The sequence below is a fragment of the Variovorax brevis genome, assembly GCF_030317105.1.
Classification (GTDB): domain Bacteria; phylum Pseudomonadota; class Gammaproteobacteria; order Burkholderiales; family Burkholderiaceae_C; genus Variovorax; species Variovorax brevis.
In genome coordinates, this window is record NZ_JASZYG010000028.1 from 46039 (window position 1) to 60218 (window position 14180).

General features: G+C 61.1%; 12 protein-coding genes and 1 pseudogene. 8 read left to right on the forward strand and 5 right to left on the reverse strand.

Going from position 1 to position 14180, the window contains the following annotated elements:
- Positions 1 to 31: 31 nt before the first annotated feature.
- Positions 32 to 913 (reverse strand): hypothetical protein, encoded by an 882-nt coding sequence (locus tag QTI66_RS36075; protein ID WP_286565178.1) that lies wholly within the window; start codon positions 911 to 913, stop codon positions 32 to 34.
- Positions 914 to 955: 42 nt separating this feature from the next.
- Here QTI66_RS36075 and QTI66_RS36080 point away from each other — a divergent pair, with 42 nt between their 5' ends.
- The 4 genes from QTI66_RS36080 to QTI66_RS36095 all read left to right on the forward strand — a co-directional run bounded on the left by QTI66_RS36080 (position 956) and on the right by QTI66_RS36095 (position 5354).
- Complete coding sequence (locus tag QTI66_RS36080; RefSeq protein ID WP_286565179.1) at positions 956 to 1645, forward strand: hypothetical protein; 690 nt, start codon at positions 956 to 958, stop codon at positions 1643 to 1645.
- Positions 1646 to 2177: 532 nt separating this feature from the next.
- Positions 2178 to 3172 (forward strand): IS630 family transposase gene (locus tag QTI66_RS36085; protein ID WP_286565192.1). Its coding sequence is split into 2 segments (ribosomal slippage): positions 2178 to 2643 and positions 2643 to 3172, totalling 996 coding nucleotides; the frame shifts between segments, so codons are not numbered across the junction.
- 424 nt (positions 3173 to 3596) lie between these two features.
- Positions 3597 to 4970 (forward strand): hypothetical protein, encoded by a 1374-nt coding sequence (locus tag QTI66_RS36090; RefSeq protein ID WP_286565180.1) that lies wholly within the window; start codon positions 3597 to 3599, stop codon positions 4968 to 4970.
- A 180-nt stretch (positions 4971 to 5150) separates the two neighbouring features.
- Positions 5151 to 5354, forward strand: coding sequence for a hypothetical protein (locus tag QTI66_RS36095; protein ID WP_286565181.1), 204 nt, complete (start codon positions 5151 to 5153; stop codon positions 5352 to 5354).
- Between the two features lie 240 nt (positions 5355 to 5594).
- Here QTI66_RS36095 and QTI66_RS36100 read toward each other — a convergent pair.
- A pseudogene (locus QTI66_RS36100) lies at positions 5595 to 6143 on the reverse strand (transposase); the annotation flags it as partial.
- A 50-nt stretch (positions 6144 to 6193) separates the two neighbouring features.
- The gene (locus QTI66_RS36105; protein ID WP_286565182.1) at positions 6194 to 7873 is read right to left on the reverse strand and encodes an ISL3 family transposase; all 1680 of its coding nucleotides are present in this window, start codon (positions 7871 to 7873) and stop codon (positions 6194 to 6196) included.
- 289 nt (positions 7874 to 8162) lie between these two features.
- Between QTI66_RS36105 and QTI66_RS36110 the strand changes: the two genes are divergently transcribed.
- From QTI66_RS36110 to tnpC, 3 genes are all read left to right on the forward strand, one after another.
- Positions 8163 to 8594 carry a transposase gene (locus tag QTI66_RS36110; protein WP_286565183.1) on the forward strand — a complete coding sequence of 144 codons (432 nt, stop codon included), beginning with the start codon at positions 8163 to 8165 and terminating at the stop codon, positions 8592 to 8594.
- A complete protein-coding gene (tnpB, locus tag QTI66_RS36115) occupies positions 8591 to 8923 on the forward strand; it encodes an IS66 family insertion sequence element accessory protein TnpB (RefSeq protein WP_286565184.1) in 333 nt (110 codons plus the stop codon). Before QTI66_RS36110 ends, tnpB begins: the two co-directional genes overlap by 4 nt.
- Before the next feature lie 63 nt (positions 8924 to 8986).
- On the forward strand, positions 8987 to 10600 hold the full coding sequence (tnpC, locus tag QTI66_RS36120) for an IS66 family transposase (RefSeq protein ID WP_444815090.1): 1614 nt from the start codon (positions 8987 to 8989) through the stop codon (positions 10598 to 10600).
- Between the two features lie 203 nt (positions 10601 to 10803).
- Here tnpC and QTI66_RS36125 read toward each other — a convergent pair whose 3' ends face one another.
- Both QTI66_RS36125 and QTI66_RS36130 read right to left on the reverse strand, forming a co-directional pair.
- Positions 10804 to 11778 carry a hypothetical protein gene (locus tag QTI66_RS36125; RefSeq protein ID WP_286565186.1) on the reverse strand — a complete coding sequence of 325 codons (975 nt, stop codon included), beginning with the start codon at positions 11776 to 11778 and terminating at the stop codon, positions 10804 to 10806.
- Entirely contained in the window at positions 11775 to 13115 is a 1341-nt protein-coding gene (locus tag QTI66_RS36130) for a hypothetical protein (RefSeq protein WP_286565187.1), read from the reverse strand. Before QTI66_RS36130 ends, QTI66_RS36125 begins: the two co-directional genes overlap by 4 nt.
- Positions 13116 to 13760: 645 nt before the next feature.
- On the opposite strand from QTI66_RS36130, the gene QTI66_RS36135 reads away from it, so the two are divergent.
- On the forward strand, positions 13761 to 14180 hold a 420-nt coding region (locus QTI66_RS36135), incomplete at its 3' end, for a hypothetical protein (protein WP_286565188.1).

Consider the following 14180-nt stretch of genomic DNA (forward strand, 5'->3'; position numbering starts at 1 on the left):
CTGCGCGATATGGATTGAGGCATAAGTCCTCCTAGGTCATACATCCCGCCACCGTTGCTTCCGTCGGACGCTCAAGACAGCACATGGTCACGCGCATCGGAAGCTTCCCCGCGTTCTCTCGCATGTACTTCTCAATTTGATCGATCCATCGGCGAGAATCCACGCTGCAATAGGTATCCACCGTCTTCGAGTCAATTGTCGAAACGACCGTGAATCTCAACGGGGCGGATCTGTTTGCCCGCCATTGCTGGATAAAGTCCGTCCAGAGAAGACCAGCAGCCTCATGCATGATCTCCTTTGGTACCGTGGCACCTTGGGCAATTGTCTGGCTGACTGCAGAACTCTCGATTGCCAACCACTTGTTTTGCTGTTCTTGATGGAGGTTTGAGAAGTAGAGCCAGGGAAGGCGGTACGATTTGCCACCCAATACGAACTCCAGGGCCGTCATTTTCAAGGTCGCACTTTCACCAGGCTGTGCGCGGTTGTGATAGGCCAAGTCGAGTGTGGCAAGCAACGTGCCCTTGCTGCGCTCTTCAAGATTGGGAGATCCGCCGGTCGAGGCTCGTAGGTCGATGCGAGTGGGGGTGATGACGCTGACGTCCGCCGGCTGCAACCGCAGGCCAGGAGGCCCTACCTTCGGCGTGTAGAAGTAGGTGAGAACGACTAGGGCCAGGGCGCCTGCTGCACGAATCGCTAAGCCTCCTATCTTGTACTCGACGTGAAGAAAGCCGGGAATCGTCGCCCCGAGAACTCCCATCGCAACGGACAGGATGATTCTCAGCAACTCCACAAGACGGTTATCTGCTATCGGCTGATTGCGGATCACCAGATACAGCACAACCGCGACCACTCCCACTGCGGTAAGCAGGCCAGTCATCCTTTCCACGCTCATTCGCTCTTTGGTGGTAGTCATCGAAACGTCTCGCTCCATCGGCTGGCGACCGGGTAAATGGTCGTGTCCCTACTGAAGGAGAACTTTCAGCAAGGGCAATTCCACCATCGTTCCACAGCCGATTGCGTAGAGGACATCGGTCGCAACGCGGTAGTTCAAAGGTTAGGGGCGGACGATTTTCAAAGCATCATCAGGATTGAGGATTCACGCGCGTGCCGCGTCGACACGCCCAACGGATTGCCGCACAGAAAACTCTTTCGCGGCTTGTTCGAGTCGCCCGATGTGTGGCACCGCTTCTTGCATCCGGACGGCACGACAGGCAATCAGGTCCTCAGTATCGAACTCAGTTGCGAAGTCATTTCGACGCTATTCAAGGAGCGGACGGTGGCGGTGTCAGAGGTCGACGTGCACCTGATCTTCAAGAACCGGATCCACAACGCCGTCTACCGAGCCGGCGCCGGATTGATCTCTGTGAAGGCCTCGCATAGAGCGGGCACGGTGACGGCAAGCGCACCCGCCAGCAACTTCACCAGCATCGAAGCGTTGACCGCTGGCACGCCGATCGCCTCGTTTCCGCTGGCGTTCGACATCAAGCCTGGCGTGGTCAGCACCTTGGCGCTGGAACTGCCGGAGACGGCCATCGCGGGCATCGCGGCGCCGCTGATCGAGCCCATTCCGGGAAGCACCCATGTTCGGCTCGCTACGGTTGCCATCGAGGATCTTTGGGTGATCGTGAAGTACACGTTGAAGTAGGTGAACACACGGACGTGTGATTCTTCGTCGGACTCGCGGAGGCGGCGAGCCGCCGACGATGCGCCGCTGAGGGTGAGTGGAATGGCATGGCAGTCCCCTTTGGACCGGCGCGAAGCGGCCGCTGCGGCGACAGATTGTCATCGCTCGCAGATGCGCGTTTCTCCTGGCGAGGGGCGGGCTTTCCTGCGGTTGAGGGCGTTGAACATAACCCCGAAAAAATTCATTCGACAGGCAGACAGGAAATCGACGGACAGGAAATCGACAACCAAGGCACCAAGGTCCGTCGTTCGTGAACGGCTGCATCCGCACGTCGCGTTCTGGTGGTCAGGGCCCGAAGCCGTCTTTCGAGGCTTGCGAAAGCGGACCTTTGGGGCGCGGCTTCCGCTTCGTGCCCTATTCGGAAGTCGCGGTGCGACGGAAGCAGACGCAAGCTATGCCAACTCGTGACAACTATTGATCTTCTCTAAACACATGACAACCTGTCAGCCGCTCATGCGTTATGCCTTCAGTCTCATTGCTGGAGAACATGGGCATGGTGCAAAAACGGTTGAGCGACGCGACGAAGAAGCGGTTGCGTGCGGGTCGGATGCTTCAAAAAGGCAAGGGCTGCGCGGAGGTCGCGCTGGCAGTTGGGGTGGCGCGGCAAACCGTGTACACATGGAAGGCCTTGCTTGATGAGGGCGGCATCGATGCGCTGCGAGCGGTACCCGAACCGGGACGTCCGGCACGGTTGGATGAGGGGCAACTGGCTGCCGTACGCGCGGTCATCTTGCGAAGCCCGACCGAGCATGGATTTGCCACCGAACTGTGGACGCTCAAGCGCGTGGGTGCTGTCATCGAGCGCATGCACGGCGTGCGTTTCAGCCAAGCGCATGTTTGGCGAATTCTGGGGTCTCTGGGCTTCAGCGCCCAAAAGCCGGAGAAGCGCGCTGTCGAACGCAACGAGGATGCGGTGCGCAGTTGGAAACGCAGTACCTGGCCGGCGCTCAAAAAAAAGCCCAACGACAGGGGCGGCTGATCGTCTTTGTGGACGAGTCCGGCATCAGCGAACGCCCGACCCGGGTGCGCACATGGGCACCCAGGGGACAGACACCCATCATCCAGTTCCACTTCAACTGGACACACGTCTCGGTCATCGCCGGACTCACGCGCACCAACTGTATGTTCCGGCTGCACGAGGGCAGCATCAAGAAGGAAGAGGTGGTCGAGTTCCTCAAGGCGCTGAAGGCGCACCTGAAGCAGCCGCTGCTGGTCATCTGGGATGGCCTGAAGGCGCACCGCAGTCGCTTGGTGCGCGACTACCTGGACGGCCTGGGCGGACATATCCAGATCGCGTTCCTGCCGCCGTACGCGCCCGATCTCAATCCGGTGGAATACCTGTGGGCCTGGCTCAAGCGCCATGCCCTGGCCAACTATTGCCCCAGCGACCTCGCCGAGCTTCACGGCACCGCGCGCAACAAGCTCAAGAGCGCCCAGAAGCGCCCCTCCATCATCGCCGCCTGCTGGATGCAGGCCACGCTGTGGTGATGTCATGAATTTAGAAACTCTCAATAACAGCCACGAAGCCTTGACCTCTTCCGATTGGCACAGGGCTTTCGCAGAGAGTCTTCCCCTTGAAGACACGACTTTCACTTGGCGCCCTTGGCTTCATACGCGGACTGCCAACCGGTTCACCAATTGCATGACCTTCAGCGGCATCGTGGCCTGTCGAAGGCGCGCCCCGCACCAGCGACCGAACACGCTCCACATGAGGGGCGTTTCGGTTGCTGGGTTTTCCGTCCGCCGCATGGGGCCGGGCGAGTACGAATGCCGGTCTAGGTGACTGAGAAGTAGAGGTGCCCTGCTTGCCCGACCTGCGAAGGACCCAAATAGGTCGAGAGAAGAGCGCCTTCTGGCGTATTCCCGATGGCGAACTCCTCCGCTAAGCTCCGCCTGCCAAGGAGGTGAGGCTATGCAGTTGCAGAAACTTGCGATGGGTGTCGTTCTGGCTGGGTTGGCCGCAACTTGCTGGGGCTATCAAACCGATTTCCATTTCGGGATGACGTACTGGCTGGGTATTCAGGCAGGCCTGACTCCCGAGGAAAGTGAGTACCTGGCCAGCGGTAATGAGTGGAAGGACGCCGGTATGTTGGACGCGCGCCCGGTGGTGGCGTACAACATTTGCCTGAGAAACGACCCGGGTGGGTTCGACTTGACACGCAAACACCATTTTCGGTCGCAACACGCTTTCCCTGCGCTCCCTCGGAAGCGAGAGGTGACGGTGGATTCCGCCTTCGGAGTCGAAGACGTCACCCTCGAAATCCGAAAGGCGCAGCCGGCCATGAAGGGCTCCGACGATGCCTTCAATCAACTTTTCGCGTTCGGCGGCGTGCTGCATGGCTTTCAGGACCTTTACTCCCACCAAGGTGAGACCCAGGTGCCGTGGGGGTGCGGCTACACCATGGCGTGGGCACATCCTGTGGCACGCAATAGAGACGCAGGCCTAAAGCCCAACTGGCTCAGCTCGGCCGCAGACCTGACCAGTAACTGGCCGGATGACTGCCTGGCAGCCGCACTTGCCACCTATAACCACATCCGCACGTTCACCTCCAAGGTTTTCCCTGACAGGGACCAACCCGAGGAGTGGAGTGCTCACCAGACGAGCGAAGTGAAGACCTTTTGCGCTTTGTCCACAAAGTCGGAAAAGGTGGACTGGCTCAAGGGCAAGGTTCCCTACGAACAGTCCGTCATGGACTCATCCAACCTTGAAAACGGGAAGGGGAGCTACAGCCCCAAACTCTGGCGCACGCTCCCCCTCAGAAACTATGCAACCGCGGGCGCGCCTCAGGAGAGAATCAATCTTGAAGCCGAACTGGACAAGCTCGCAAAGAAGGTGACAAAGGCGAACTTGACGCCAGAGCAACGCTTCGTTGTTGAGAAGTACCTCCAGGGCCTTGCTAAGGGGCCGGCACGTGCGATTCTGGATTTTCTCGGGCCCCTACTCGGGCGTCCAGCTGTTGAAAGTGACCCCATCGTTCAAGCGACGCTGCGCATGCGTTTCATTGATAGAGGGCTGGCCGCTAAGCTTCCGCTACCAGTCGACCTGCTGAATCAAGCGGACAACGACTTGGGCGCCATCGCCGATGGCCAGAATGCGGAGTGGCGAAGCTTTTATGTGCGCCCCCGCGGCCAATCCGACGAGCCGTACCTTGTGTCGAACTCGAACGGAGAAATCGTCGTGTACGCGCTGCTGCGCCATGCGCCAAACGAATTGGTCCGGGCGTACTTCAAGACCCCGGCTAAGACTACCGTCCTTGCAGGCGTCGATACGATTGCAGTGCACTGACGTTCCGGCTTCTCGGTTAAGCGTTGATAGTTCAGCTGCCCCTCTCTCACGGTGCATAAACTCAGGTCGTACCCCATCTTTTTCCTTCACGTTGGGCAGCTGGTCTGAATGTCCGCAGTTGGCCGACTGGAGCCGGCGGCATGCTACCTTCCGGGCCAACACGGCTCGTTGGAATCATAGATGGACGAATGGCTCGAAAGACAAGCACCGCTCGACGCAGCGGTAGCGAATGCCCTCATTGCTGCGACCTCGGAATGGTGGAAGTCAGCGAGCCTTGTCGCCGACCGGGAGCGGCACGGCTCGCAAGAGCGCATGACCATCGTCATCGCATCGCCTGACGAGTCCGACCGAGGAAATCTATTCGAGCCTCTACGCCCTCGCTGACTTCTTCCGTGAGCGCGGGACCGTTTGGCGCTCTGCGTCGTACTCCGTCAACCAGACGGAAGGCGGCGACTGGAAGTACGCGGTCAAGTTCACCTACTAGCGAACTGGAGTGCGAAGCCGACCGTCCGGTTCTGGCCGAGGTTGTGTGGAAACACGCTCGGCGCAAGTATGCAGCGATCGCCTGCTGGCACTGCAAGTTATCCAGTGACCTTGCCTTCGCCGAGTACGTGTGATCGCTGCTTACTGGCTATTGAAGTTGATGTAAGGGGCTCGCGCCCCGGCCAATCTCATCGCCTTCATCGTTCCTGCAATACCCAGCAGGTTGATGACCCGCTTCAGGTTGTAAGCCAGCACGTGCAGGCTCATCTCCGTGTTCACGTGCGGCAAGGTCTTGGTGAGGAAGTGCGTTGAGCCCATCCAGTACTTCAACGTGCCGAACACGTGCTCGACGGTGCGTCTTCGCAAGGTCATGGCGTCGAGATTTCGATCCAGTCGCCGCTGTACCCGCTCCAGTACTGCTTCGAACTCCCAGCGCCGGATGCGTCGGTAGTCGCCGGGGGTACACTGAGACTTCAATGCACACGATGGACATGCGCTCGTCCAGTAGATGCGCGCTTTGAGTCCATTTCTCTCGACGGCGCTGCACCTGTAGATGGCCCGTTCGCCTGCCGGGCACTGGTACTGGTCCGCTTTGGCGATATAGATGAAGTCGCTCTTGTCGAAGCGCCCCTGCGCCTTGGCGTTGGATGTCATGGGTTTGGGCACAAAGGTCGTGATGCCCGCTTCCTCCGTGAAGTGTAATAAACATGGGTCTTCCGCACTTTGTGTGACGCCGTGGCTCAGTTTGAATGAAGCACGCGTATGCGCAGAAGGTCGAGCTTGGCGCGGCCGTACATCTGACGCTTGAGAAACTTGAGCCGGTTGACTTGCCCCTCGACCTGGCCGCTGCTCCACTCGGAAGTGAAGGCTGCGCGCACTGCGGACAAATCAGCCTTGAGGCCTGTCGCGAATCGACGCATTTCCGGCACGTCGCAATCACTGGCCTTGGCCAACCAGCGATCGAATCCGTCAAGGTCGCGCCGGTGAATCAGGCCAAGAAAGTGGCGCGTCAGACTGCCAGCAACAGCAATCGCCGGTTCGATTTTGCACAGCCTTTCGACGAAGCATTGTTGGTCAAAGCCCTTGCGTTCGGCCGCGCTTTTCCCATGCCAGCCGACCAGCCATGCAAAGGCTTGCCTTGACGACGGGCAAGCGATGCCGCGAGCTGCCTGTTTTTCCCCTTGTCCATGGCTTTTGCCGGCGTGAGCGCGCGCCATTGCGCTGCGAACCGTGTTGAGGCTCCCAGCAAAGCCTTGAGCTTGCAACTCGTGCCAGACATGAGCTGCGTTGACGCAGCCTTCGGCGACGCGCGAATCCAGGTGCTGACGATGCCCGTCCAGCAAAGTCGGGCCGCGCGTGCGCGGTGCTCGCTCAGGAAATGAACGTGAGCTCACAAACTTGCTCACCGTTCGTTGGTCAAGGTTCATCGCACGGCCAATCGCCTTGTACGTCTCGCCGAGCTGGCGGCGGCGCATGACCTCTTCATAGCGGGCAAGTCGCGCCGCACGGCGGTGGATGCCCAGGCGCTGCCAGATATTGAGCTTCAGCTGCGACGCGTAGGTGTCAGTGATCGGACGAGCTTCCACTGTCGGCGCTTCTCCCGGCGATCTGGCGGCCTCGCGCAAACTCGCTGCCCGTCGCACCAGCAGTCGCTCCACCGCCTCGCGCAAGTTGGTCAGAAGGTGCCAGCGGTCGGCAACTTGTTGAGCACGTGGATTGGCGGCGCGAGCTGCCTCCGAATAGGCACCAGCGCGATCACGGGCCACGATCTCGACGCTTGGGTGTTGCTGCAGCCACTTTGTCACAATCGTCGTCTCTCGCCCTGCGAGCACCTCGATTGGGCGACGCGTCTGCAGGTCGACGATGACAGTGCCGTAGCGGTGACCACGCTTGATCGCCCAGTCGTCGATGCCAATGACGACGGGTTGCGTCTGCGGTGCAGGACACCCGGCGCGGCGTAGCTCGCGCAGCACGGTGTCGCCGCTGGTGCCCATCCCAAGTCTGGCGGCAAGTCGTGCTGCCGCGGCGCCGCCGAGCGCGTAGCCAAGAGAGCGCAGGGACGCGTTCAGCCGTTGCGTGCGGCGCTGTTTCGACGCTGCCAACGAGTCGAGCGGCTCGGAGCAGGTGCGCTGCGTGCAGTTCGGATTGAGGCACTTGAATCGGCGAACCTCAATCGATAAGGTGACGCGCTGGCCGAAGCAGGGCCGGTCATCGAGCCGACGGCGGTAGCGCCCATGCACCCGGGAGCTGCGGCGCGAACAGCTCGGGCACGAAGCCCCTCGAACGGAACCGCACACGTCCACGCGCAGGCGAACATCGCTTTCGTTCCACTCGCCGACGCGCTTGCCAACGGTCCTGAGCGGTTGAGACAGGCCAGGAATGACGGTCATTGCTACCTCGCGTTTGAACAAAGCCAACATTTGGGGTCGAGGCGCCTTAGTTCAAACTTCTGGCCGCCAAGTCAGCTGTTCCAGCAGACCGTCACGTCACACAAAGTGCGGAAGAACCATTTTTACTACACCTCACGCCAATGCACTCAGTCGCGACGGCCATAGCTCACCATTGAGAGCTGCGACACGGACCCACCAGGCAGTGGGCGCCTTCGTCGATCCCTAACGAGGTTCTGGCATCGTCGCTGCAGGCGCGAGAGGCGCTGGAGCGGCGTATGCGTCCGGCGAACCCATCTTGAATTCGCGGTAGGTGCAAAGGATGCTCGTATCCACTACTCATGGTGGACACGTGCACACTATCTCTCCTCAAGCTTCCGGCGACCGTCGGCGACGCCGGCTGCATAGCGACGAGTTCAAGGCCGACGCTGTAGCCTCGGCCGCGCGGCCTGGCGTCTCAATGGCATCAGTGGCGATGTCGCTGGGAATCAATGCAAACTTGCTGCGCCGCTGGGTGCGCGACGCGGAAGTGTCGCCAGTCAACTCGGCGGAAGGCAGCGCACCTCCGCTCTTGCATAGTCCTGAGCTCAAGTCCTCGCTGTCATCGTTCGTGCCTGTGCAACTGCCAGCACCGGTCACGCCGGCAAGCGACATCCGTATGGAAGTCAAGCGCGGCTCCACGACTGTCGTTGTGACCTGGCCGGCGGCACTTGCTACCGAGTGCGGCACTTGGTTGCGCGAGTTGCTGCGGTGATCCGCATCGACGCCGTCTGGTTGGCGGTCGAACCGATGGACATGCGCGCAGGCACCGAAGCGGCATTGGGTCGTGTGGTGAAGGTCTTCGGTGAGGCCCGTCCACATCACGCTTACTTGTTTGCCAATCGTCGCGCCAACCGCATGAAGGTTCTCGTGCACGACGGCATTGGCGTTTGGTTGGCCGCGAGGCGACTGAACGCCGGCAAGTTCGTCTGGCCACACGACATGACGGGGACGCTTTCGCTCAGCAGACCGCAGCTCAACGCACTCGTTCTGGGGCTGCCCTGGCAACGCATCGGCGAGGCTGGAATCATTCGGGTTCTGTAGCGATGCGCAACTGATGAATGTGCCGATACCACTGGCGCACTTCATATGGCACGATCGCCCTCCGTGATCACCTCCCAGCAATTGGACGCGTTGGATCCGGAGCAGATGCGCCAAGCCATGCTGGCGTTGATGAGCGAGGTGTCGGCCAAGGACGAGCAGTTGCGAGATAAGGCCGTTGAACTCGAGAGGGCGCACCGTGAGGCCGCCTTCAAGCAAACCCTGATCGACAAGCTCACGCACGAGATGGCGGTGCTCAAGCGCCTGAAGTTCGCCGCCACGAGCGAGAAGTTCAGGTCCGGCCTGAGTGCCGAGCAGACGAGCCTATTGGAAGAGACCCTCGATGGCGACATCGCTGAAGTCACCGGCGAGATCGAACGGGCCACCGGCAACAACAAGGGCAAAGACAAGAAGGACAAGGAGCAGCCAAAGCGCCAGCCGCTGCCCGCTCATCTGCCGCGGCGCGAGATGCGCCATGAACCCGAGAGCACTGTGTGCAGCTGCGGTTGCCAGATGAAGCGCATCGGCCAGGACGTCTCCGAGAAGCTCAACTACGAACCGGGCGTGTTCACGGTTGAGCACCATGTTCGCGGCAAGTGGGCCTGCGCGCATTGCGAGAAGCTCGTGCAGGCTCCCGTCGCACCTCACATCATCGACAAGGGAATTCCCACGGCAGGCCTGTTGGCTCAAGTGCTGGTGGCCAAGTTCCTGGATCATCTGCCCTTGTATCGGCAAGAGCACATCTTCCAGCGCGCCGGCATGGCCATCGCGCGCTCGACGCTGGCGCAGTGGGTGGGCGAATGCGGGGCGCAGTTGCAGCCGCTGGTAGAGGCTCTGGAGGCCGAGCTGCTTCGCCACGACGTGCTGCACGCCGACGAGACGCCGGTGGCCATGCTCAAGCCTGGCAACAAGAAGACCCACAAGGCCTACATCTGGAGCTACTGCACGACCAGCTTCAACTCAATCAAAGCGGTGGTGTTCAACTTCGCTGAGACGCGCAGCGGCGAGAACGTGCGTAGATTCCTCGGCCAGGACGGCGACACCCCTTGGAAGGGCACGCTCGTTACCGACGGCTACTCGGGCTACAACGCGACTATTGCGAAGGGCGTGACGGCTGCAAATTGCATGGCCCACGCGCGCCGCAAATTCCACGAGCTGTGGGCCAACCATGGCAGCAAGGTCGGCGAAGAGGCGCTGAGGTACTTCCAGATGCTGTTCAAGATTGAGGCGAAGCTCGGCCAACTTCCCCCAGATGAGCGACGACGAATTCGCAATCGCAAGTCGCGGCGGGTGGCCGAGTTGCTCTACAAATGGCTTCTCTTGCAGAGACAGCAGGTCCCACCAGGTTCAGCCACTATCAAAGCGATCGACTACAGCCTCAAACGCTGGCCAGCATTGACGCGGTACATCGAGGACGGTGACGTCCCGATCTCGAACAATTGGGTTGAGAACCAGATCCGCCCAATTGCTCTGGGGAGGGGCAACTGGTTGTTCGCGGGCAGCCTGCGAGCGGGCAAGCGCGCCGCAGCAATCATGAGCTTGGTCCACTCGGCACGCATCAACGGGCACCATCCCTATGCGTACCTGAAGGATGTCCTCGAACGCCTGCCTACCCACCCGGCAAGCCGGATCGATGACTTGCTGCCACATCGTTGGCAGACAACGCCCGCCACGCACTGACGTCCGTGCCCGTCGTCAAGACGGGTTCGCCGGACGCATACGGAGCGGCAAGTGGCCGATCAAGGCGCAGAGAGCGCATGGTTGCGTGCGATGTCCGAACAGGAGATCGCCCGGCTGAACGCTCCAGGATGCCCATGCCAGCAAAAGGCGCGGCCAAATGCGGTGCCTATCGACGGCGTGGCCCGACGGGCCCTTGGGAAGTTTCAGTAGAGGCCGATTTTCGCCGCGAGGTAAGCAAAGGCCGCGACCTGTGCAAGCAGAAGGCCACCACTCATCCATGCCATACGCCGCAACAGGTGCCGGTTCAGCGCGCCAAGGCGCTCGCCGAACAGTTGCTGGAATTTGCGAATCTGTTCCAGCGCAATCGAATGCGCAGCTTGGCGCTCGTCGCGCTCAACTGCCAGTTGCTGCGCTTGTTCTCGGGCATGGCTGGCCTGTCGCTGGCGAACGTCTACGGTGTTGTGGTGCAACTGCGCCTGGAACTCCTCCTGCCCTTTGGCCATGCGCCGATCCTGATCGACGAGGCGATCGGCGAGGCGCTTAGCCTCGGCGCCTGCATTTGCCTGGCCCGCTTCAAGGCCAGTGATGCGGGCGGACAAATGCGCCTGCTCCTGCTGGCTCTGCAGGCCCCAAGCTTCCAACTTTCGCGCAAGCGTCGCGCACTGGCTATTGATGGCCAGCAAAGCTTGCTGCATTGTGTCGGGTTGCGGAATGTCGATGTCACCACCGGACTTGGATGCGGACGTGCCGCCGCTCTTCGCCACTGTGATGATTTGCCGCTCGCGGACCACTTCGAGCAACTCCTGCGTCAGTTCCTCGGCCTGTCGGACACCGGCACCAAGGTCCTCCTGATGCCGATCCATGCGCCGTGCGAGATCGAGATTTGTTGAGGCTAGGTCATTGCAAACGGCGGTCAGGACCAAATTGACCTTTGAAATGTCCCGGATGTGGCCGATCGCCTCGACGAACTTCTGTTGCAAGGCAGTGAAGTTCCAGATCTGCGTGACCACGTTCCCCTGAGTAATCGCATTGGCCTCGGCAAGTGCCTGGTCGCAGCCCTTGACCGCGTCGCCCGCCAGACGCGCCACATGAGCCATGTCGACGGCGCCCTTCTTCACGAACTCGGCGGGCATCCATTGCGCAGTTCCCTGTAGCGGGATCAACGCACGCTTGCTCATGCGGCGCCTCCTTGCCGCGGCGTTAGGACGTTCGATGCAGGCGCCAGTGCGTCGCGTATTGCCTGCAGGTTCTCGACGGTGCGATCCATGCTGCGCACATTCGCAGATGCTGCAGCCTCCGCAGTGCGCGAATACTGGGCGGTCTGTTGCATCGTCGAAGCAGCCTGGGCGCGCGCATGCACCTCTTTTGCCAGGGTCCGGGAGGCCTCACGCCAAGACTCTGTGAGTTGTCGCTGCGTCGCGGCGTCGGGAACTATGCGACGCACGATGATCGGAGCCAGCAGCCCGAGCGGGCCCACCACCCACACGGCACCCGCGGTCAATGCAGTGAACGCAACCCGATCCTGCATCCGTTCCCAAAGCATGGTTCCAAATTCATCGGCGGGCAGGTCACCATTACGCACGTCTTTGACGAGCAGCATCGTGTCGACAAATACATTGACAACTAGCGCCACGCCAGCCGGGTCGACCGATTCGAGTGCAAACGCTGCTGCACCTGCCGCCCCGCCCCGGCCTGCAGCCCAGCCCAACGCGCTGCGCGTCTGCGCCTTGCCGAATTCTGCCCTGATACGTTCACCTACAGCTTCGATGGACTGCTTGCCACGCAGAACGTCCGCGACATCGGAAAGTAGCGCCGGGCCGACCGAAGTCGCCAGGGCCATGGCAGTGGCCATGATGGCACCCTCCGCCCCAGCGCCCGCATGGGAGCCGTCTTGACCGACGTAGTCGGGCAGCACGCCCTCGCGGACTTGCTCTGTACCAGCATGCGCCTCTGCATAGGTCAGGGGCATGGAGCTTGCGCCCCCCTGGTGGATGTGATCGTCGAAGTGGATGGAGCGCAGCGCGTCGGCGCGACCGGCATCACCAGCGCTCAGCGCGTGGTCGATGGCAGATTGATGCAAGGCGAGAACCTCATCCAATTGATCCGCTGGCACCAGGATGGTTTGCCCTGCATATTTGGCAGCGATGCCACCGTCGGCGTCCAGCATTTGAGCACCGGCAGCGTAGCTCTCATGCGCACTGGCATAGTACTTCGGGTTGTACAGGCTGCCGTCGTCGAGTCGGATGTCGGGAGAGCCGAAGGCGGTACTGCCCAGTCTGTCGGCACGGATAGTCTGTTCCTCGAAGCGCGCGTCGACATTGAAGGAAGCAGTATGGTGCGCCTCCGCGAAGTAACCTGCGCCACCAGCGTCGTTGTTGGAGATAACGGCCTCGGCGGCGTCGTAGACCGGCGCACCGGTTTCATAGGCCTGCGCGTCCCGCGCCGATTCGATACCATGCGCTCCGGCCGCGTAGGTTCCGGCGTCGCTGGAGGGTTCTGATCTCGTCTGCTTCATGTCACGCCCTCCGGTGGGCTCATGTTTTTTCTCCGAATGGGTGTCATGGGGTATGTGAGCGGCTAGGCCGCACGTGTTTCTGCTTGTAACCCAAACAGCCGGGGCCGGGACAATCGTTTGTTTGCAATCCATCGATTTTTTCGCGATAGCGGCGTCAGCACTGCACTGGTGTGATCCCCCTCGATTGGCAGAACAACCAAAGCTAACGTGCCCGCAAGGAAGCTTTCTTTGCAGATGGTGCGCATTTGTGTATTTCAGCCCATCGTGGACGGCGTTCAGATGAACGTGGACGCTGTTTCAGGCTGTTAGTGGACGACTTTTCCGCCGGATCGTGGACGATCCCGGGCGCGCGCGAATGATCCTTGACCGTTGGCATGCTGGCCGATTTTTCGGCCTGCTATGCCTACCACCAAGATCACGATGCGACAGATCCCAGCGGCTCTCGTGTGAGGCGACACGGCGAGTTGCGAGGGCGCATTGCCATCCGGTCTGCTACCGGATGAGGCAATGCGGGGGGCAGTTTGTCGTGTCGCCTGACAGCTGGGAATCGACCATCCGTCAACCTAAAAACGGCAGTTGCACCGCGCCAATGCTGCGGGAATTCAGCAGTGGCGCGGGGATTGGCTGATTTGGCAGACTCACCCGATGGGTGAAGCCAAACGCAAACGTCAAGAGGCCCTCGCGCGGGGCGATGATCACGTCAACCAGTCGCAGGTGGTGGACACGATGGGTGGGCGCATGCACGTGCACTGGGACGAAGGTGCGGCGGTCACGCCGCACGGCCAGTTGGTCTTCTTCGCGGAGTTCCTGGCGGCCACGGGCGTGTTCGATCGCTGGGTGTCGGCCTGCCCTTTGGAATACCGTAGCGGCAACGCGCCGCGCAAGCGCGACGTGCTGGGCACCCTGATGCTGGGCTTGCTGGCGGGCCATCGCCGGTATGCTCACATCACCGCCTTGCGCGGCGACGCCGTTGCCGCGCAGTGCCTGGGCATGAACAAAGTCGTCAGCGAAGACGCGCTGCGCCGAGCGCTGGAGCGCATTGACGAAGCGGCCAGTGCCGCATGG

Excerpts from the sequence above, each read along its gene's own strand:
- QTI66_RS36075 (WP_286565178.1), bottom strand. The coding sequence starts at position 913 with ATGACTACCACCAAAGAGCGAATGAGCGTGGAAAGGATGACTGGCCTG.
- QTI66_RS36090 (WP_286565180.1), top strand. The coding sequence starts at position 3,597 with ATGCAGTTGCAGAAACTTGCGATGGGTGTCGTTCTGGCTGGGTTGGCC.
- QTI66_RS36095 (WP_286565181.1), top strand. The coding sequence starts at position 5,151 with ATGGACGAATGGCTCGAAAGACAAGCACCGCTCGACGCAGCGGTAGCG.
- QTI66_RS36105 (WP_286565182.1), bottom strand. The coding sequence starts at position 7,873 with ATGTTGGCTTTGTTCAAACGCGAGGTAGCAATGACCGTCATTCCTGGC.
- QTI66_RS36110 (WP_286565183.1), top strand. The coding sequence starts at position 8,163 with ATGCTCGTATCCACTACTCATGGTGGACACGTGCACACTATCTCTCCT.
- QTI66_RS36125 (WP_286565186.1), bottom strand. The coding sequence starts at position 11,778 with ATGAGCAAGCGTGCGTTGATCCCGCTACAGGGAACTGCGCAATGGATG.
- QTI66_RS36130 (WP_286565187.1), bottom strand. The coding sequence starts at position 13,115 with ATGAAGCAGACGAGATCAGAACCCTCCAGCGACGCCGGAACCTACGCG.